Annotated in this window: 16 protein-coding genes and 1 riboswitch; of the genes, 11 read left to right on the top strand and 5 right to left on the bottom strand. The window is 31.7% G+C overall.

Annotated elements, in window-relative coordinates:
• Positions 1-27: 27 nt before the first annotated feature.
• A complete protein-coding gene (locus ATE90_RS01525; protein WP_366132817.1) occupies positions 28-822 on the top strand; it encodes a glucosaminidase domain-containing protein in 795 nt (264 codons plus the stop codon).
• A 65-nt stretch (positions 823-887) separates the two neighbouring features.
• Positions 888-1,403 carry a gamma carbonic anhydrase family protein gene (locus ATE90_RS01530; RefSeq protein WP_091955136.1) on the top strand — a complete coding sequence of 172 codons (516 nt, stop codon included), beginning with the start codon at positions 888-890 and terminating at the stop codon, positions 1,401-1,403.
• A 157-nt stretch (positions 1,404-1,560) separates the two neighbouring features.
• Here the strand turns inward: ATE90_RS01530 and ATE90_RS01535 are convergent, their stop codons facing one another.
• Positions 1,561-2,007, bottom strand: a complete 447-nt coding sequence (locus tag ATE90_RS01535) for a hypothetical protein (protein ID WP_036783110.1) — start codon at positions 2,005-2,007, stop codon at positions 1,561-1,563.
• A 119-nt stretch (positions 2,008-2,126) separates the two neighbouring features.
• Between ATE90_RS01535 and ATE90_RS13765 the strand changes: the two genes are divergently transcribed.
• Both ATE90_RS13765 and ATE90_RS01540 read left to right on the top strand, forming a co-directional pair.
• Positions 2,127-2,261: a hypothetical protein gene (locus ATE90_RS13765; protein WP_297799441.1), complete on the top strand. Its 135-nt coding sequence runs from the start codon at positions 2,127-2,129 to the stop codon at positions 2,259-2,261.
• Between the two features lie 231 nt (positions 2,262-2,492).
• Positions 2,493-3,470 (top strand): endonuclease/exonuclease/phosphatase family protein, encoded by a 978-nt coding sequence (locus ATE90_RS01540; RefSeq protein WP_036783113.1) that lies wholly within the window; start codon positions 2,493-2,495, stop codon positions 3,468-3,470.
• A gap of 1 nt (position 3,471) precedes the next feature.
• Here ATE90_RS01540 and ATE90_RS01545 read toward each other — a convergent pair whose 3' ends face one another.
• The 4 genes from ATE90_RS01545 to metK all read right to left on the bottom strand — a co-directional run bounded on the left by ATE90_RS01545 (position 3,472) and on the right by metK (position 10,191).
• Positions 3,472-4,425 carry a tRNA dihydrouridine synthase gene (locus tag ATE90_RS01545; protein WP_036783115.1) on the bottom strand — a complete coding sequence of 318 codons (954 nt, stop codon included), beginning with the start codon at positions 4,423-4,425 and terminating at the stop codon, positions 3,472-3,474.
• Positions 4,426-4,823: 398 nt separating this feature from the next.
• Positions 4,824-6,533 (bottom strand): amidohydrolase, encoded by a 1,710-nt coding sequence (locus ATE90_RS01550; protein WP_101450645.1) that lies wholly within the window; start codon positions 6,531-6,533, stop codon positions 4,824-4,826.
• 426 nt (positions 6,534-6,959) lie between these two features.
• Complete coding sequence (locus ATE90_RS01555) at positions 6,960-8,720, bottom strand: LruC domain-containing protein (protein WP_052107477.1); 1,761 nt, start codon at positions 8,718-8,720, stop codon at positions 6,960-6,962.
• A 214-nt stretch (positions 8,721-8,934) separates the two neighbouring features.
• The gene (gene metK / locus ATE90_RS01560) at positions 8,935-10,191 is read right to left on the bottom strand and encodes a methionine adenosyltransferase (protein WP_091955120.1); all 1,257 of its coding nucleotides are present in this window, start codon (positions 10,189-10,191) and stop codon (positions 8,935-8,937) included.
• Positions 10,192-10,621: 430 nt separating this feature from the next.
• A riboswitch (SAM riboswitch) is annotated at positions 10,622-10,732 on the top strand.
• Positions 10,733-10,854: 122 nt separating this feature from the next.
• Here metK and ATE90_RS01565 point away from each other — a divergent pair.
• The 7 genes from ATE90_RS01565 to ATE90_RS01600 all read left to right on the top strand — a co-directional run bounded on the left by ATE90_RS01565 (position 10,855) and on the right by ATE90_RS01600 (position 19,584).
• Positions 10,855-12,129: an O-acetylhomoserine aminocarboxypropyltransferase/cysteine synthase family protein gene (locus tag ATE90_RS01565; RefSeq protein ID WP_036783122.1), complete on the top strand. Its 1,275-nt coding sequence runs from the start codon at positions 10,855-10,857 to the stop codon at positions 12,127-12,129.
• 74 nt (positions 12,130-12,203) lie between these two features.
• Positions 12,204-15,605, top strand: coding sequence for a bifunctional aspartate kinase/homoserine dehydrogenase I (gene thrA, locus ATE90_RS01570; RefSeq protein ID WP_101450647.1), 3,402 nt, complete (start codon positions 12,204-12,206; stop codon positions 15,603-15,605).
• Between the two features lie 52 nt (positions 15,606-15,657).
• Entirely contained in the window at positions 15,658-16,836 is a 1,179-nt protein-coding gene (locus ATE90_RS01575; RefSeq protein WP_036783128.1) for an O-succinylhomoserine sulfhydrylase, read from the top strand.
• Between the two features lie 18 nt (positions 16,837-16,854).
• Positions 16,855-17,274, top strand: a complete 420-nt coding sequence (locus ATE90_RS01580; protein WP_036783131.1) for an RrF2 family transcriptional regulator — start codon at positions 16,855-16,857, stop codon at positions 17,272-17,274.
• A gap of 36 nt (positions 17,275-17,310) precedes the next feature.
• On the top strand, positions 17,311-18,531 hold the full coding sequence (locus tag ATE90_RS13640; protein WP_231960002.1) for an acyloxyacyl hydrolase: 1,221 nt from the start codon (positions 17,311-17,313) through the stop codon (positions 18,529-18,531).
• Between the two features lie 175 nt (positions 18,532-18,706).
• The gene (locus ATE90_RS01595) at positions 18,707-18,970 is read left to right on the top strand and encodes a DUF2061 domain-containing protein (protein ID WP_036783134.1); all 264 of its coding nucleotides are present in this window, start codon (positions 18,707-18,709) and stop codon (positions 18,968-18,970) included.
• The gene (locus ATE90_RS01600; RefSeq protein WP_172824315.1) at positions 18,970-19,584 is read left to right on the top strand and encodes a phosphoadenosine phosphosulfate reductase domain-containing protein; all 615 of its coding nucleotides are present in this window, start codon (positions 18,970-18,972) and stop codon (positions 19,582-19,584) included. Before ATE90_RS01595 ends, ATE90_RS01600 begins: the two co-directional genes overlap by 1 nt.
• Positions 19,585-19,587: the final 3 nt, after the last annotated feature.

Below are 19,587 nucleotides of genomic sequence, written 5' to 3' on the forward strand. Positions count from 1 at the left end.
AAGGTTCTATTTTACTGCGTATGTATAGTGATTTTATCAAGTTGCGGAGCTAGCAAAAAAACAACTCATAAAAAGAAGAATGCGGGTGTAGTTTTACAAGAATCCAAGCCTAAAAAGGCGCCTTCTGTAAATCAAAAAGAATTGATTAAAAAGTTAGTTAAGAAAAACCCAAAATTAAATAAACATACGCTAGCTTATATTGGAAAATATGCGCCAATTGCCGTAAAGGAAATGCATAAAAATAAAATTCCGGCAAGCATAACCTTAGCACAAGGAATTTTAGAATCTGGTAGAGGAAGAAGTGAACTAGCATTAAAATCTAACAATCATTTTGGAATTAAATGTCATACTGGATGGAACGGAGAACGTGTGTATCATGATGATGATGAAAAAGGAGAATGTTTTAGAAAATACCAATATGTAGAGACTTCTTACGATGATCATTCTGCATTTTTAACGAAAAGAAAACGATACGCTTTCTTATTTAATTATGGAGCTAAGGATTATAAGAAGTGGGCAAAGGGATTAAAAAAAGCGGGTTATGCGACAGATAAAAAATACCCAAACAAACTGATAAAAATTATCGAGGATTATAAACTACATGAGTTTGATCAGCAGAAAAGAAAGGGTTTTAAATATAAAGAGCCTAAAAGAAATAAAGAGGAAACAAAAGTTTCTGCTACGAAATACTACAAGGTAAAAAAAGGAGACACTTTATATTCTATTGCCAGAAAATTCAGTCTTTCAGTTTCTGAACTAAAGCAGGTTAACAATTTAAAAACTAATATAATTTCTATAAATCAGGTTTTAAAGACGAACTAAAGTATTACCTGAGAATTCTTTTAAATAAATTTTTTTTAAAAAAACCATTTTTAAATTATAAAAATATGCTTATTGTTAAATCTGTAAACGGAAAACATCCCCAAATACCAGAAGATTGTTATGTTGCAGAAAATGCGACTATTGTGGGTGAAGTTTCTCTTGGAAAAGAGTGTAGCATTTGGTTTAATGCAGTTCTTAGAGGAGATGTACACTATATAAAAATCGGAAATAAGGTTAACATTCAAGATGGTGCAGTAATCCATGCAACTTATCAGAAATCGCCTACAACTATTGGTAATAATGTTTCAATCGGGCACAATGCAATTGTGCATGGTTGTACAATTCACGATAATGTTCTAATAGGCATGGGTTCAATTATTATGGACGATTGTGTCATAGAGTCTAACTCAATAATTGCGGCGGGAGCAGTAGTTACCAAGAATACAAGAGTAGAGAGTGGTAGTATTTATGCAGGTGTTCCTGCTAAAAAAGTGAAAGATATTTCCCAAGAATTAATTTCTGGTGAAATAGATAGAATTGCCAATAATTATGTAAAATACTCTGGTTGGTTTAAAGAATAATATTTGGGCGTTACACAAGGTCGCGCTTTTCATTATATCTTTTATTCAACCTTCATAAAAGGATGTCATTGCAATCGCTAACGCAAAATTAAACATAAAATAAAAATCCGATTTCAAATTAAGAAACCGGATTTTTGCGAAAACGTATCAATCCAAACTAGTCATTAAAATCTTTTTTGGCCATCCTTCTTTTTTTCATCATTTTCATTCCTTTCATTTTTTTTTCTTTTTTCATTTCCTCAAACTTCTCAAATTGGTTTTTATTTAAGATGTCTTTCATTTTGTTTTTAAAGGCAATTTGATTGTCTAATAGCTTACTTTTCATAGTGTAAACTTCATCTGAAGAAGGTCTCTTTTTGGCAGTTCTAAGTTCCTTTCTTTTTAATATTTCCGCTTTTTTATTTTCCGCTTGTTTATGTATTAAAGGTTTTATTTGGTTTTGTTGCTTTTCGGATAAATCCAAAGACAATGTCATTCTTTTAAGAGCTAAATCTGTATGCTGCTCAATGGTTAATTTTTGCTGGTGCTTTCCTCTTTTTTTTTGCGCTTCTACTGTTAAAGTAAAAGCGATTGCTAAAATTAAAATGCTTGCTATTTTTCTCATGATATAAATGTTTAATTAACTTTTTAGGTATATTTCTTTGACCTTGAAATTTTTAAAAGGTTTAAGCTTATAATCCAAATTAAGAAGTATTTAACACTTTATAATTTTGATCTTAAGGCTTGATAGCATGTAACTCTGCAATTAATGAAAGCTTTTTATCAGGTTTAGCTAAAATGTTATCTGATGCTAATAATACCGTAATCATTGGTTGTGGAGATTTTGTTTTACTTACGTTTGGTAAACGTTTATTTTAAAAGTACAGTTTGGGGTGATTGTGCAATCCTTTAAACATAGATTGCACATATAAATTATTAAATTACCTGACAGGGATATCTGGATTTTAGATTTCCATCAACAACTTTTAAAATAGAGTATTTTCTGAGAAAAAATGATTAAATTTAAACCATATTATGAAGTAGATCAAAAATGCGGCTGCAGTGCGAAAAGGAGCACGAGAAACTTCAAAGTAATCCAAAAATGAACCTATGAAACAATTTGTAAAATATTTTCTCCGCTTTTTAGTAATAATTATAATAGCCTTTATTGCGTTCTTTTTTTGGGCTTCATCTTCCACTTTAAATAGTACAGAATACAAAGTGGTTTCTGAATTAGAAAATAAAGTAAAACCAGAAAACGACACTATTTTTAGTATTGTAACATACAATATTGGGTATTTAAGTGGAATGACTAATAACAGAGCTATCGAAAAACCAAAGCAGTTATTTGATAATAATATGAATAAGGTTCTACTAGAAACTAAAAACGTAAATCCAGATATTATCGCTTTTCAAGAAATAGATTATAATGCTAGTCGTTCTTATAATGTAAACCAAGAAACTGAAATAGCAGCTTTAGGATTTAATTATGCTGCAAGAGTTGTTAATTGGGATGAGCGTTATTTACCTTTTCCTTATTGGCCCATAAAGATGCATTTTGGCAAAGTCGTTTCTGGGCAATCGATTATCAGCAAATATCCTTTAAAAGAACATCAGAGAATTGTTTTACAAAGAGTAGAAAGTGAACCTTTTTATAGAAATGCTTTCTATTTAGAGCGTTTAGCGCAAGTTGTAAAAGTAGTTTTAAACGGCCAAGAAGTGGTTTTAATCAACATTCATTTAGAGGCTTTTGATAAAGCGACTAGAGTGAACCAATTTGAAGAAGTTTTGGCTATATTTAATAAATATAAAAATGATTACCCAACAATTTTATTAGGGGATTTTAATTCTAGAGCCAGAGATAAAGATGCGGTTATTCAAAAAATGTTTGCAATGAAAGGCGTTGGAAATGCTGCTTTTGATATGAATAATCTCGGGAATACTTTCGATACAAAAAATCCTTTTGAAAGAATAGATTATATTTTCTACACAAAAAATTCTATTGAATATATTTCAGGAAAAGTACTAAATCAGTTTGAACAAGCATCAGATCATTTACCGGTAGAAATGCAATTTAAATTGAAGTAAATTAATTATTTTTAGCTTCTTTAATAATTTCTTTTACAGCGATTGAGTATGCTTTGGCATTACTTGCTTTTTTAATCTTTTTATAAGTTTTCTGCGGATTTGAAAAACTTCTAGAAAAGTATTCCCAAAAACCAAGCATTTTCATTTTAATGGGTGTCGGTCCAGAGAGCGCAGCATCATATTCTTCAAAAATTCGATCGTGAAATTCATGAAATATTTCAAATCTATTTCTTGGATATTCAGTTGTATCATTCTTAATCATGTTCGGCAAAAATGGATCTGCAATTAAACCTCTTCCAATCATCCAGTGATCTATAGAATTAAAGCGTTCTTTTAGTTTTTTAAAAGCAGTAACAGAAGTAATATCCCCATTATAGTACATTTTATGTTTACTATTGTCTAAACATTTTTGAAACGCTTCTAAATTAGTGCCTCCTTTATACAATTGCTTGCCAATTCTTGCGTGAATTGCAATATTTTTTAAAGGATAAGTATCTAAAATTGGTAAAACATCTAAAATTTCTTCGGGAGTATCATAACCCATTCTCATTTTCATGGAGACCAGGATGTCAGATTCGTTATGAATTTTATGAAGAATGGTATTTATCTTTTCAGTATCAGCAATTAAACCAGATCCCATTCCTCGTTTTGTAACCATAGGGTATGGGCAACCTAAATTCCAATTCAATTCTTTGTAGCCTAATTCTTGAACATATTTAGAAACGAATAAAAATTCATCAACATCATTCGTAATAATTTGAGGAATTACTTCTAATTCCGTATTATTTTCCGGAAGAATATCATTTTTATAAGAGTTCTTAATAATTAATTTTCCATTTAGTCTAATATACGGGGAATAAAATGTGTCTATTCCACCAAAAAAATGATTGAAGGCATTTCTAAATTTATAATCTGTAAATCCTTGAAGCGGAGAAGATAGAAGTGTTTGATTCATGAAAAATTTATATCAATTCAAGTATAAAATGAAATATTAAAAAGATCTAGTTGAGATGCAATATTTTATATTAAAAATCATATTCGATGTGCAAATATAACACACTTTCCAAAGCATTTGATAAACAAATTGCTCTAAATAAATCTAAAAAATAGTTGAACCACTTCCTTGTTTCTATGCAGTTTACGTTGAAGTAATTTATTTTTTAAGGATGAATTGTTTAAAATGAAAAACCTCCCAAATGTGAGAGGTTTTATATGTATTCAATACTGTTATTTGGAGTTTAAGTTGAAATACATTCAATGTTTTTGTGCTAGTTCCACAACCTATATTTTATATATTTTGCCAATAATAATCCTTTTTGATTTTTAGTTTTTACAAACAAAAAAAGCTTTTAATTAGAACTCTTCTTTTTTGTAAACGGTTACACCTTCTTTAATGGTTTCCATAACTAAAATGTCTTTGATGTCATCGAGCTCAGATTTCAAAGGATTTTCATTTAAAATTACTAAATCAGCAAGTTTACCAACTTCGATCGTACCTTTTCGGTCTTCTTCAAAATGTTGGTAAGCTGACCATTCAGTGATGCATTTCAGAGCTTCATAAGGTGTTAATCTTTCTTTTTCACCTATAATTTTCCCTGATCTTGAAACGCGATTTGTAGCTGTCCATATAACGCGCATCAAGTTTGGTAAAGCCACAGGAGCATCCGTATGTATTGTTATTTTGAGCCCTTTATTTAAAGCTGTTCTGGTGGGACTAATTTTATTACCTAAACTATCACCAATAATTTCTTTATGCCAATCTCCCCAATAAAAAGTATGCAATGGAAAAAGGGATGCTATGATATTTAAATCTTTAAAATCATCTAGCTGATCCTCTCGAACATACTGGCCATGAATAAGAACATCTCGTCTACCTTTATTTCCGTAAGTATCGGTCACTTTTTTTAAGCTTCTAATCATTTGATCCATCGCAGCATCTCCATTTGCATGCGTATGTATTTGCCAATTATTTTGAAAAGCTTTTTCATAAATTTTTTCAACTTCTTCGTCAGAGGGAATAGCAGGATATCCTAAATATCCTTTTTTTGCACCCTTTGGAGGCACCAAGTAAGGTTTAGTTCTCCACGCTGTTCTTCCTTGCGGAGATCCATCTAAAGTGAGCTTAACCCCAGCAATTCTGTAATGATTTTTATAGGAAGAGCTATACCAATCAGATGTTAATAAGGAGTCTGAAATTGAGTAATCGATATAACTTACAACGTCGAGCTTCAAGAAATCAGTATTGGCAGCATGCTCTAAAAAAAGATGCGAATTCTTCATTGCGCGTCCTTCTTGAACAGTTGTATAGCCATAAGACAACGCCATGTTTTGTCCCGCCGTTAGAAATACTTTTAATGCTTCTTCACTTTTAGGTCCGAGAACAGCCGGCATATATGGAATTGCAGCTAATTCTTCTAATACGCCATTGGGTTCTTGGGTATCCCCAATGCGTCTGATAATTCCGCCTTCTGGATTGGGTGTCTCTGAGTTGATATTTAGTAATTCTAGTCCTTTGCTATTTACCACACAAAAATGTCCGGAAATATGAACAATCATAATAGGGTATTCGGTTGAAACTTTGTCTAAATCACTTTTTGTTGGAAACCTTTTATCCTCTAATACGGAGTCATCAAACCCCATTCCGAAAATCCAACCTGTTAATTTAATGTTTTCTGGAGTTGACCAATCTTTTAAGATCTGAATTAATGATTCGATATTGTTTGCCCCAGCATCCGGTGGTGGAAGTATTTGCGCTCCAATAGATTGACTCGGAAATCCTGCAAAATGTGCATGTGCATCTATAAAGCCAGGGAGTACTGTTTTTCCGTTTAGATTATTTTTTTTTGAAGAAGGAAAGCGTTTTTTTGCTTCAGAAAGAGGACCAACAAATGCAATAGAATCTCCGCTCGTAACTATGGCTTCAGCGTAAGTGGGTTCGTCTCCGCTCATAGTGATAATATCTCCTCCATAATATATAAATTGACTTTCAAGCAATTTATTAGAATGATTAGTACAACTGGAAAATAGTATTACTAGAAGTAAAAATGTTAAAAGCTGTTTCATATGTTTATTTTTAAGGTAGCGCTAAACGAATTTAGTGTTTTATAATTAGAAATAGGTTAATATGTTTAAAGAGCAGTTTTTTCAGTTATAATTATTAATTTTTTTTTGTGTGTTTCTATCCAGTTGTATAGTAAATAAAAAATCACTCTCTAAAAGTTTACAAGGCGATTCAATAGCATCGATTTATCTAAAGTCAACTTTAGAGTATATTCTGGAAAGATATCTGTTATGTATTTAGAGTAAGTTCCTGAAAATACGGATTAATAGTCAGTTGTATTTTTTTTACATTTATTCTTATATATAAATATCAAGAAAAGTAGGATAAAATATTTCTGGTTATAAATAGTCTTTATGCTAAAAATTAGTTAAAACAAAACCTGAGATTAAATTATAATCTAAGATTTTTAAACTTATGGAAGTGGAATTTTAATTTTTTAAGTTAGCATTGTTCCTATATCCACGTTTATTTTGATACCAATCTGGATAGGATGTACCTCCAGAGGTTGCCCAATTAGCAAAGAAGTTATAAGCCTCCGTAATAATAACTTTTTCTTTTGGTGCTTTGTATTTTCCATTTATATTCATAGCCCAAGGGAAACCTTCAGGTGTTTTAAAATTACCATCACTATCTCGAACTGTTGGTCCCTCTTCAATAGATACCGTTGTTGGATAATAAGTTGTTGGTTTATTAGGTAAGTGTACTTCTTTAAGTCTATTCATGTTTACGATTAGAAAAGGATTAAAAGGAGCATTACCTAGAGCAGCAGTAGTTATAGGGTTCTCGAATACAATAGATATGGTATTGGGTAACCCTACATTCAGGTGGGCGTTATCAAAGAATATAATCACCGCATTTGGTTGTGCTTGCTCTGTTCCATTCGCATTATTCGTTATAATGCCTTCCGTTAAATTTGATCCGGTAACACTTGAGATTGCTGAAGGCGAAACACCTTCTAATTCTAAACCAAAGCCGTTTTTATAAGCTGCTCCAATAGATTCAACTATATAATTATAATCTACTTGCGTTACATTATTTTCTGCATTTAAAATGGTTTTTATGTTGTAACTAATAACTAAATCATTAAAATCATAATCGCCGGAGTATGGCCATAAGTCTTCGAACGCTATGGTTGCATTTGTAAATTCATTTGGATAAAACATTTTATTAGTGACTTCTGCACAATCACCAGCAAGCGTTTCTGTAATAACAACATTGTCAATAAAATTACCAACACTTATACTGCCAGCTGTATTTACAGCTTCAAAAATAAAATAAGTGTCATCTTGTCCAAAGGGTACGGTGTAGGTTCCAGAATACTTTACCCAGGCAGTATTACCGGTGGTCATTGTAGTTTCAATAGTCGCCGTAGCTAAATTTTCTCCAATTCTTACCACAGCGGTATCGGTTCCTGCCCGACCGCGATGCCATACCGACCAGCTTATTTCTGCCCCAGGGCTAGTACAAATACGTTGATACAGTGCTGAGTTTTGTGTTGCATTTAGTTCTGCAAAATATCTTCCATTTAGAGCAGGTACTCCAAGAAATCCAGATTTCCACAACTCAATCCTATTATCAGTTGCTGTCGTAGACCAGCCATCAACAAAACTTTCCTGGGGTTGGATAAAACTTCTAGGAAGCGCAGGCCCATCTTCAAAATCACCATTTATAAAAACGTTTTCGGTACATTCTACACACCCCGTGCTGCTTACTTTATAAGCTCTAGCAGTTTTATTCGCAGTCTTACTGGCCGTTATCGTAAAATCAATTTTATTATTTAAAACGTCTATAATTTCGTAAGAATACTCCAGTCCATCTTTTCTAGAAATATATACTTTATCATAAACACTAGACAAACTAAGCACATGATTAACGATGCCATTATATGGTTTACCAGCATATAACAAACTTTTGAGTGCTTCAGAAATATTTTCAGCTTCAGAGTCATAATCGCTTGAATAGGCAAAAACTTCATATTTTACAAAAGGTGTTGCATCAATAATAGTTAATATTACATCTCTTTCAGTTTCAAAATTAAATCCATTTGGAATGTCTAAGTTTTCTAAGACTTGTATTGCATTTTCTGAAACCTCTACTGTTTCAGGTTCTTGCATATCAACATCATTTGGTATACAAGAACTAAAAATTATTAAAAAAGAAATTAAAAAGTAAATATTAAATTTTTTCATACAGCAACTTGGTTAAGGAGTTATTTCTTATCCTAGTTGCGCAAGGTATGAACAGAATTTTTCTTTTGCTTATGCCATTGGACTATTGAGGCTTTTTGAGAATTCAATAACCATTAAGTGTCGATGAACGGTATTGGTAAAAACGAAATAAAATTCAATGAAAAACTGCATTTTCAGAAGACTCTATTTTCCTTGATTGTTTCCCAGTCATTTTTTATAATTTAAAGGCTTCTTTCACTTTGTCAACATAATCTAATTTTTCCCAAGTAAAGGTTTCTACTTCTTCAGAAACAGTCTCTCCCATTGGGTTAGAAAAAGTAACTATTTTTATTTCTGAAGTTCTTCCCATGTGTCCATAAGCGGCAGTATCAGAGTAAATAGGTGTTCTTAATTTTAAACGTTGTTCAATAAAATAGGGGCGCATATCAAAAATAGTTTCTACAATTTTACTAATTTCTCCATCCGTTAAATCTATGGTAGATGTTTGATATGTATCTACATTTATACTTGTTGGTTCTGCAACGCCAATGGCATAAGAAACTTGCACTAAAACTTCTTTACAAAGTCCTGCAGCTACTAAGTTTTTAGCAATATGTCTTGTTGCATAAGCTCCGGAGCGATCTACTTTACTTGGATCTTTTCCAGAAAAAGCACCACCACCATGAGCTCCTTTTCCACCGTATGTATCAACAATAATTTTTCTTCCAGTTAAACCAGTATCTCCATGAGGTCCTCCGATGACAAAAACACCAGTCGGATTTATGTGATACGTAATATGATCCGTAAATAATTTTTGAATATGAGTAGGCAACTTTGCAACAACTCTAGGAATCAAAATTTCAACAATTTCTTTTTTGATTTTAGTTAGCATTACTTCTTCAGATTTGTCAAAATCATCATGCTGCGTAGAGATTACAATTGCATCAATTCTTTGCGGAATGTTATCATCAGAATACTCTATTGTTACTTGAGATTTTGCATCTGGTCGTAAATAGGTAATATCTTTATTTTCTCTCCGTAATTCAGCTAGCTCTTTTAATAAACGATGAGATAATTCTAAGGCCAAAGGCATATAGTTTTCAGTCTCATCAGTAGCATAACCAAACATCATTCCTTGATCTCCAGCGCCTTGTTCTTCTGGGTTCATCTTATCTACACCTTGATTAATATCTGGTGATTGTTCGTGAATTGCAGATAAAACGCCACAAGAATTACCATCGAACATGTAGGCACTTTTAGTATAACCAATTTTATTAATTACGTCTCTTGCAATTTGCTGAACGTCTAAATACGTCTTAGATTTTACTTCACCTGCTAAAATCACCTGACCCGTTGTAACTAAAGTCTCACAAGCAACTTTACTATTTTTGTCGAATGCTAAAAAGTTATCAATTAAAGCATCAGAAATTTGGTCTGCAACTTTATCTGGATGTCCTTCAGAAACACTTTCTGAGGTAAATAAATATGACATAATATTCTTTTTTTTATTAAAAAATGATTCCTAGATGCAAAACATAGAGGTTTCTTTAAACTGCTATCTCTGTAAAAACAGAAAACTGTGAAAAATAAAAATTGATTGCGTCGTTGCTAAAAGAAGTATATAATTACTGCTTTAGCATTTTTTTTATGAGGTTGCAATCAGTTCAAATTTTTCCTCTCAATTGGATTACAAAAGTACACTATAAAATTAAAATGGATCCTTTTTTTATGATAATTATTTGTGATAGCATCATCAATAAATCAATTTAAAGGTTTTAAAATTGATGTTTTTAAAGAATAAATAAAACAAACATGCTTAAACTGAGAAATCAATATTTTAATAAAAAGAAACTAGTTTTTATTTGGATATTAAATTTTTCTGCCATTATATTTGCACTCACAAAGTTCAATAACTTATTGAAATGTTATCAAGAAAGGTGTAGGGATTAGACCCAATGAAGCCTTAGCAACCCTTTAGAAATAAAGAAGGTGCTAAATTCTACTCAATTATTTTATAATTGGATAGATAACAAAAAAGAATTTTCCTGTTCTGGAAAATCCTATTTTCTTAATAACATTTTTCTAGTAAGTACATCAATTAAAAATTGGTGCATTTGACTTTTTTGTTTATTTATTAACTCAAAAAAATAGAAAAATGAGTACATTAAAATTAGCAACTAACGCTTTGCACGCAGGACATGACGTGACTGCAAACGGAGGTACAAGAGCAGTGCCTATTTATCAAACGACATCGTATGTTTTTAACAATTCAGAACATGCAGCAAATCTTTTTTCTTTAAAAGAATTAGGATTTATTTATACTCGTTTAAACAACCCAACAAATCAAATTTTACAAGAGCGTTTGGCGACATTAGAAGGCGGAATTGGAGCTGTTGTTTTTGCTTCTGGAACGGCTGCAATTGCTACAGGTCTATTAACGCTTTTAAAAGCTGGAGATCATATTGTTGCTTCAAGTAGTTTGTATGGAGGGACCTATAATTTATTGAGCGTAACATTACCAAGATTCGGCATTACTACTACGTTTGTTGATGCCTCAAATCCTGATAATTTTGAAGCGGCAGTTCAGGATAATACAAGAGCATTTTTTGTGGAATCTTTAGGGAACCCGAAGTTAGATGTGTTAGATTTAGATGCAATTTCTTTGTATGCAAAAAAAGCAGAAGTTCCTTTTATCGTTGATAATACCGTTGCAACTCCTGTTTTATTAAATCCGATAAAACACGGAGCTGATATTGTAATTCATTCGCTTACAAAATATATTGGTGGACAAGGAACGTCTCTAGGAGGTGCCATTGTAGATGCAGGAACTTTTAATTGGGCAAATGGAAAATTTCCTGAATTTACAGAACCTTCTGCAGGTTACCATGGTTTAAAATACCACGAAGTTTTAGGTGCTGCGTCATATACTTTTAAATTAATTTTAGAAGGATTACGTGATTTTGGAGGAGCTTTGAGTCCAACAAATGCTTTTAATATTATTCAAGGTTTAGAAACTTTACCTGTTAGAATAAAACAACACTCTACAAATGCATTGGCATTGGCAAAATGGTTAGAAGAGCAAGATGCTGTCGCTTGGGTAAATTATCCTGGGTTAGAAAGTAGCAAATATAAATCTTTAGCAAACAAATATTTACCAAAAGGACAAAGTGGAATTGTAACTTTTGGACCTAAAAAAGGTTTTGAAGCAGCAAAGGCAATTGCAGATAAAACAAAAGTATTCTCTTTATTAGCAAATATTGGTGATACAAAATCGCTAATTATTCATCCTGCTAGCACAACACATCAACAATTAGATACAGAAGCTCAACAAAGTGCAGGAGTTTCTCAAGACCTAATTAGATTGTCTGTTGGTATTGAAGATTTAGAAGATTTAAAAGCGGATTTGAAAGCTGCATTTTCAGAAATATAAAATAATATATCAAATTGGGCTTATTAGAGTTAAATAGATTTTAATAAGCTCAATCTAATAAACAAAAAAAGTATTTGAAACACCGATTGCAACATATCAAGATTAGTGATTTTAGCACAGAAAGCGGAACGCGATTTAATAACCTTCAATTAAGTTATCAATTGTTTGGTAAAAAATTAGGCACTGCACCCATTGTTTTGGTAAATCATGCATTAACAGGTAATAGTGATGTTGCAGGTGAAAACGGTTGGTGGAAAGATGTTGTAGGATTTGAAAAAACAATCGATACTAATTTTTACACAATTTTAGCATTTAACATTCCTGGAAATGGTTTTGATAGTTTTGTAATCGATGCTTATAAAAGTTTTATTGCTAGAGATGTTGCACGCCTCTTTTTAAAAGGATTACAAAAATTAAAAATTGAGTCTCTTTTTGCTTTAATAGGAGGTTCTTTAGGAGGAGGAATAGGCTGGGAAATGTTGGTTTTAAGCACAAAATTGACAAAACACTTTATCCCTGTCGCAACAGATTGGAAATCTACAGATTGGTTAATTGCTAATTGTCAAATTCAAGAGCAATTTTTGGTAAATTCAAAAAATCCAGTACATGATGCCCGTATGCATGCCATGCTTTGTTACAGAACTCCGGCATCTTTTAAAGAGCGTTTTCAGCGAACGAAAAATGACGCATTAAAAATATTTAATGTAGAAAGTTGGTTGTTACATCATGGAAATAAATTGCAAGAAAGATATCAATTGTCATCCTATAAATTAATGAATCAATTATTAAAAACAATTGATGTAACAAATAATGGTGAGAAAAAAATCGAAATTTTAGATTCAATTGCAGCTGATATCCATATTATCGGTGTTGATTCAGATCTATTTTTTACAGCGGAAGAAAATAGAGAAACTCATAAAAAGTTAGCATTAACAAAAGAGAATGTTACCTATAATGAAATAAATTCTGTACATGGCCATGACGCATTTTTAATCGAATATGAGCAATTACAGACAATTATCGAACCAATCTTCAATAAAGATTATAGAAAGAAAAAAATGAAGGTAGTTAAGTTTGGAGGAAAATCTTTAGCCAATGGGAAAGGGTTAGAGAATGTACTAGAAATCATTCGAAAGAAATATAAAAATAACGAAAAAATTACAGTAGTTGCTTCTGCAAGAGGAAATTCTACAAACGATTTAGAATCGATTTTAATGAAAGCTGCAGAAAAAACAGCCTATAAGAAAAAATTTGAAGCGTTTAAAGAATATCAACAAATCCCGAATAGTTCTGTAGATTTTTCGAAAGAATTTTCAAGACTAGAAACCATTTTTGAAGGGGTTTCTCTCTTAGGTGATTACAGTCAAAAAATAAAAGACGAGGTATTGGCTCAAGGTGAATTATTATCTGTTAAACTTTTGGCTAGTTTATTAGAAAAAGAAAATATTTCCGCAAATGCAACAGATGCTAGAACTTTAATTATTACCGATGAAAACTTTGGCAACGCACAACCAATTTCATCTCTTTCTAAAGAAAATGTCATTGCATATTACAAACAAAATAAGGAGGCAATAAATATTGTAACAGGTTTTATTTCTTCAAATAAAAAAGGAGAAACGACAACTTTAGGTAGAAATGGAAGTAATTATACGGCAGCTTTATTGGCAAATTTTTTAGATGCTGACGAGTTGCAAAATTACACACATGTTAGTGGTATTTATACTGCTAATCCAGATTTGGTGGCTGATGCAAAAAAAATTGAAGAATTATCTTTTTCCGAAGCCAATGAATTAGCAAATTTTGGAGCAACTATTTTACATGCAAAGTCGATTATTCCTTTGTTAGAAAAGAATATAAATCTCCGTATTTTAAATACGTTTAACAAAGAAGATAAAGGAACCTTAATTACTTCAGAGTCAACTACAAAAGGAATTAAATCTATTTCTACAATTAATAATGTTGCCTTGTTAAATTTTGAAGGTAGAGGTTTATTAGGGAAAGTAGGAGTAGACGCTCGAATTTTTAAAGCTTTGAGTGATAAGAATATTAATGTTAGTATAATTTCTCAAGGTTCTTCAGAAAGAGGAATTGGTTTAATTATTGAAGCTGAAAGAGCACACGAAGCAGTTTTTTCTTTGGAAAAAGAGTTTGAAAATGATTTTTATTCGCAAGATGTCAATCAAATTTCAATTGTAGATGATGTTGCCGTAATCTCAATTATTGGTCAAGATTTAAGTGAGTTTCATCATCCTTATAATGCCTTAATTAAAAATCAAATTGTACCTGTTTTATTTAATAACACAGTGTCTGGTAAAAATGTGAGTTTGGTGGTGAGAAAGGAGGAATTGCATAAAGCGGTTAATGTAATTCACGGTCAAGTTTTTGGAGTAACCAAAAAAATAAACATTGCAGTTTTTGGGAAGGGGTTAGTTGGTGGAACTTTAATAGACCAAATCATTGATAATACACCATCAGTTTTAGAAAGAAGAAAAATTCAGTTGAATGTTTTTGCGATAGCAAACTCTAAAAAAGTATTACTGAGTAAAAACGGAGTTTCTAAAAATTGGAAAGAGAATCTTCTAGCCAATGGAGAAGAGAATCTAAAAGTTGAAGATATTATTGCATTCGCAAAAGCACATCATTTTGAAAATTTAATTGCAGTTGATAATACCTCGAACATAAATTTTGTTAAGAATTATATTCCTTTTATTGAAGCTGGTTTTGATTTGGTTTCTTGTAACAAAATTGCAAATACATTATCTTTTGATTTTTACAAAGAAGTAAGAGCGAAGTTAAAAGAATTCAAAAAACAATATTTGTATGAGACAAATGTTGGTGCAGGGTTACCTTTGATTGATACCATTCGTTTATTACATGAGTCAGGAGAGAATATTACCAAAATTAGAGGTGTTTTTTCGGGGTCTTTAAGTTATTTATTTAACAATTTTTCTACAAAAAATGTTCCCTTTTCAAGCATATTACAGGAAGCTATTGATAAAGGCTTTACAGAGCCAGATCCTCGTGAAGATTTAGGAGGAAATGATGTTGCTAGAAAATTATTAATTTTAGCAAGAGAGCTAGATCTTGAAAATGAATTACCAGAAGTGGAAATTAAAAATCTAATTCTGGGAAAACTAAGAGGCAATTCTGTTAGTGCTTTTTTAGATAATTTAGAGTTATTAGATGACGAATATCAAACTTTAAAAGAGGACCAAAAACCAAATCACGTTCTAAGATATATTGGTGAATTAAGTGGAGATTTATCACAAAACAAAGGCAATTTAGAAGTAAAATTAGTTTCTACCCCAGAAAGTACTCCTTTGGGTTCGTTAAAAGGTTCTGATGCTATTTTTGAAATTTATACGGAATCTTACGGAGCACAACCCATCGTAATTCAGGGGGCAGGGGCAGGAGCAAGTGTAACCGCAAGAGGCGTTTTTGGAGATATCTTAAGATTAGCAAAACACAATAATTAGCAGATTTTTCTGCGTCATTCTGAACTTGTTTCAGGATCTTATAAAAAAAACAATGAGCAAACATTTCGAAACACAAGCGATTAGAAGTCAGACTGAAAGGTCTCAGTTTTCTGAACATTCTACGCCGTTATATTTAACGTCTAGTTTTGTTTTTGAAGACGCAGAAGAAATGAGAGCTTCTTTTGCTGAAGAAAAAGAACGTAATTTATATAGTCGGTTTTCAAACCCAAATACAACTGAATTTGTAGATAAAATTGTAGCTATGGAAGGTGCAGAAGCGGGTTATGCTTTTGCAACAGGAATGTCCGCTATTTTTTCAACATTTGCTGCTTTGTTAAATGCAGGAGACCATGTTGTTTCTTGCAGATCTGTATTTGGCTCTACGCATAGTATGTTTACCAAATATTTACCAAAATGGAATATCGAAACTTCTTATTTTAAGGTAAATGAAGTAGATTTAGTAGAAAACTTAATAAAAGAGAATACAAAGATTCTTTATATAGAAACACCAACAAACCCTGCGGTAGATATTTTAGACTTAGCATTGATTGGTAAGATTGCCAAAAAACACAACCTTATTTTTATTGTAGATAATTGTTTTGCAACCCCTTACATTCAACAACCAATTAAATTCGGAGCAGATTTGGTCATTCATTCAGCGACTAAATTAATCGATGGGCAAGGAAGAGTTTTAGGGGGTGTTACCGTTGGAAACGAAGAGTTAATGAGAGAGATTTATTTATTTGCAAGAAATACTGGGCCAGCAATGTCACCTTTTAATGCTTGGGTATTGTCTAAAAGTTTAGAAACACTGTCAATAAGAGTCGAAAAGCATTGCGAAAATGCATTAAAAGTAGCCGAATTTTTGGAAGGAAATACGAATGTTGAATTGGTAAAATATCCATTTTTAAAATCGCATCCACAGTATAAAGTGGCAAAAAATCAAATGAAACTTGGAGGTAATATTGTTGCTTTCGAAATTAAAGGCGGAATTAATGCAGGAAGAAACTTTTTAGATAACATAAAAATGTGTTCATTGTCTGCAAATTTAGGCGATACCAGAACGATTGTTACCCATCCATCATCAACAACTCATGGGCGTTTATCTGAAGAAGATAGATTAGAAGTAGGTATTACAGACGGCTTGGTTCGCGTTTCTGTTGGTTTAGAAAATGTAAAAGATATTATTACAGATATTGAGCACGCATTGAATGCTAAAAAATCACATTAAATTATGTAGTTTTGTTTTATGCTCTCAAAGAAAACAAAGTACGGAATTAAAGCACTTACATATTTGGCAAAACGGGAAGATAGCGCTCCTGTATCAATTGCTACAATTTCTAAAAGTGAAAATATTTCTTTAAAGTTTTTAGAAAGCATTTTATTAACGCTTCGTAAAAATGGATTCTTAGGTTCCAAAAAAGGAAAAGGTGGTGGTTATTATTTATTAAAAGAGCCCGAGGATATTCAAATGACTTCTGTAATGAGGATTCTAGAAGGACCAATTGCAATGTTGCCGTGTGTAAGCTTAAAATTTTATGAAAAGTGTGCTGATTGCCCACATGAAGATACTTGTGCTGTTCATAATTTAATGCTTCAGGTTAGAGATAGTGCGCTTCAAATTTTTAGAAATACAACCTTGGCAGATTTAACCAGGAAGAAATCATAGAATATTTATAATAAAAAAAAACTTGCGTTACCTAATATGAAAAATACTGTACTTCTATTTTTAATGTTGTTCTTTTCTTTAGGTATCTTTAGTCAACAAGAAAAAAAACTAAAGACAAAATTTACTAATTTTCTATCCAAATCTTATTACAGTATAAATCTAGGAGGTATTTTTTATCCGTTTTCAAATGATAATTTAATTGATGGCTACAAAACAGCAACTTTTAGTAGAAACTGGTTTTCAGGAAGATTGTTATTAGGCCATAAATTAACGGAAGATTTAGCAGTTCAGTTTGGAACAATGAGGCCAGCTTCTTGGTTTAAATACGATAATGTGAACAACATTGGTTATGACAGAAGTGTTTGGATAAATGCTTGGTCTTTATCATTAAAAAAAGATTTTAAGCTTCATAAAAACACCTCTTTTTATGCTGAAGCAGGAGTAGCAAATTTAACCAGATTTGGTTTTTTCATAGAAGATAAAGAAATTTATGAAGATGCACATTACGCAAGTCTACTTTATGGTTTTGGAGTGCAACATCGTTTAAATGATAAATGGAGATTGTCTTTAAATGGAACATTTTTACCAAAATCTACAAAGCATAATCAACCTGCGATTTCACAAGTATCGTTAGGTTTTGAGTACCATTTGCAGCAAGTTGATGATGCAATAGCTGAAGAATATACAGGGAATGATTATTTTTTTCCAAACAATATTTTGCAATTTAGTTACGGCACAAGCGCATTAGGTTTTGGTGTAAACCGTTTTTTTGGAATGAGTTTAAAAGTAGGTAATTTTGAGAGTTTTGGAATTCCGGTTTTTTGGGTTGGTCAAGTAAAGGCAAAACATGCCTTTTCAATTACTTACCAAAGATTAATATACAGATCAGAAAAAGTTTTCTCTTTAGATTGGGGGGCAAGCGTAACCGCTTTTCAATCAGAACTAACAAGTGAAAATGTAATGGCTTTCTCAATATTTCCTGTTTTACGTTTCTATCTCTTAAGAAAAAAAGAGTTTGACTTCTATGCTAATTACTCTTTAATAGGTCCAACATACATTACAAAAAGTAATATTGATGGTTTCGAAAGTGGACCAAAAATAACATATCAAGATACTATGGGTTTTGGTGTGTTCTTCGGAAAAGATAGAAAATATAATTTCGAATTACGAATCATGCATTACTCAAATGGAAATATTTTCACGGGCAATGATGGCGTTGCAGTTCCTCTTCAAATTACTTTAGGCAAAACCTTCTAATTTTCCTCCTAAAATATTGAAATATCAATAATTTTTATGTTGTTATTTTATTAATCTACTAAATCGATAGGGTTTATTATTTTTTCCAGGTTTCAAGATGTCTTTTTGTATATAAAACCTTTATGTTTGCATACCCTATTGATTAAATAGGGTATTTAAAAAATGCTTAATTATTATGATTACAGATCAAATTATTTTTAGTAAAAAAATAGCAGGTCAACGTTTTGAGGAGGACAAAAATTCTGAGAAACCGATAAGAAGTATGGCCAAAGCATTAAGTTGGAGAGTTGTTGGAACGATTGATACGTTAGTAGTTTCATACCTTTTATCTGGTGAAATAACTTTAGCAGCGTCAATAGCTTCCGTAGATTTTTTAACAAAGTTAGGGCTGTATTTCTTTCATGAAAGAGCTTGGAATAAAATAAAATGGGGAAAATAATGAATTTGAACTTAGAGCAGATCAACGAGGAATTAAAAGATAAAAGTCCAGTAGAAATTATTACTTGGGCTATTTCTTTAAGTAAAAACGCAGTCATTACAACTAACTTCAGACCTTATGAAGTGGCAATATTAAAAGCAGTTACTGATGTGCAAAAAGATATTAAAGTAATTTGGTGTGATACTGGTTATAATACGATAGAGACTTATAAGCATGCGGAAGAAATTATTAAAAAGTTGCGTTTAAATATTCATTTATACACACCAAAACAAACTGTAGCGCATAGAAATGTTGTGTTGGGAGTTCCATCTATTGAAGACCCTAAACATGCAATTTTTACACAACAAGTAAAATTAGAACCATTTTCAAGAGCGATGCAAGCGCATCAGCCAGATATTTGGTTTACGAATTTAAGAAAAGGTCAGACGGCCTTTAGAAATAGTATCGATATTGTTTCTCAGAGCAAAGATGGAATTATAAAGGTAAGTCCATTTTACAATTGGTCAGATGAAGCATTAGACACTTATTTAGGGGAGAAAAATTTACCAAATGAGTTTGTGTATTTCGATCCAACAAAAGTAGAAAGTAACAGAGAATGTGGTTTGCATATTTGAAAG

Source organism: Polaribacter sp. Hel1_33_96, assembly GCF_002846595.1.
In the GTDB taxonomy this organism is placed as follows: Bacteria; Bacteroidota; Bacteroidia; order Flavobacteriales; family Flavobacteriaceae; genus Polaribacter.

Coding starts and splice junctions, on each gene's coding strand:
- ATE90_RS01530 (WP_091955136.1), top strand. CDS start 888: ATGCTTATTGTTAAATCTGTAAACGGAAAACATCCCCAAATACCAGAA.
- ATE90_RS01540 (WP_036783113.1), top strand. CDS start 2,493: ATGAAACAATTTGTAAAATATTTTCTCCGCTTTTTAGTAATAATTATA.
- ATE90_RS01580 (WP_036783131.1), top strand. CDS start 16,855: ATGCTCTCAAAGAAAACAAAGTACGGAATTAAAGCACTTACATATTTG.
- ATE90_RS01545 (WP_036783115.1), bottom strand. CDS start 4,425: ATGAATCAAACACTTCTATCTTCTCCGCTTCAAGGATTTACAGATTAT.
- ATE90_RS01575 (WP_036783128.1), top strand. CDS start 15,658: ATGAGCAAACATTTCGAAACACAAGCGATTAGAAGTCAGACTGAAAGG.
- metK (WP_091955120.1), bottom strand. CDS start 10,191: ATGTCATATTTATTTACCTCAGAAAGTGTTTCTGAAGGACATCCAGAT.
- ATE90_RS01595 (WP_036783134.1), top strand. CDS start 18,707: ATGATTACAGATCAAATTATTTTTAGTAAAAAAATAGCAGGTCAACGT.
- ATE90_RS13640 (WP_231960002.1), top strand. CDS start 17,311: ATGAAAAATACTGTACTTCTATTTTTAATGTTGTTCTTTTCTTTAGGT.
- ATE90_RS01600 (WP_172824315.1), top strand. CDS start 18,970: ATGAATTTGAACTTAGAGCAGATCAACGAGGAATTAAAAGATAAAAGT.
- ATE90_RS01550 (WP_101450645.1), bottom strand. CDS start 6,533: ATGAAACAGCTTTTAACATTTTTACTTCTAGTAATACTATTTTCCAGT.
- ATE90_RS01555 (WP_052107477.1), bottom strand. CDS start 8,720: ATGAAAAAATTTAATATTTACTTTTTAATTTCTTTTTTAATAATTTTT.
- ATE90_RS01535 (WP_036783110.1), bottom strand. CDS start 2,007: ATGAGAAAAATAGCAAGCATTTTAATTTTAGCAATCGCTTTTACTTTA.
- ATE90_RS01565 (WP_036783122.1), top strand. CDS start 10,855: ATGAGTACATTAAAATTAGCAACTAACGCTTTGCACGCAGGACATGAC.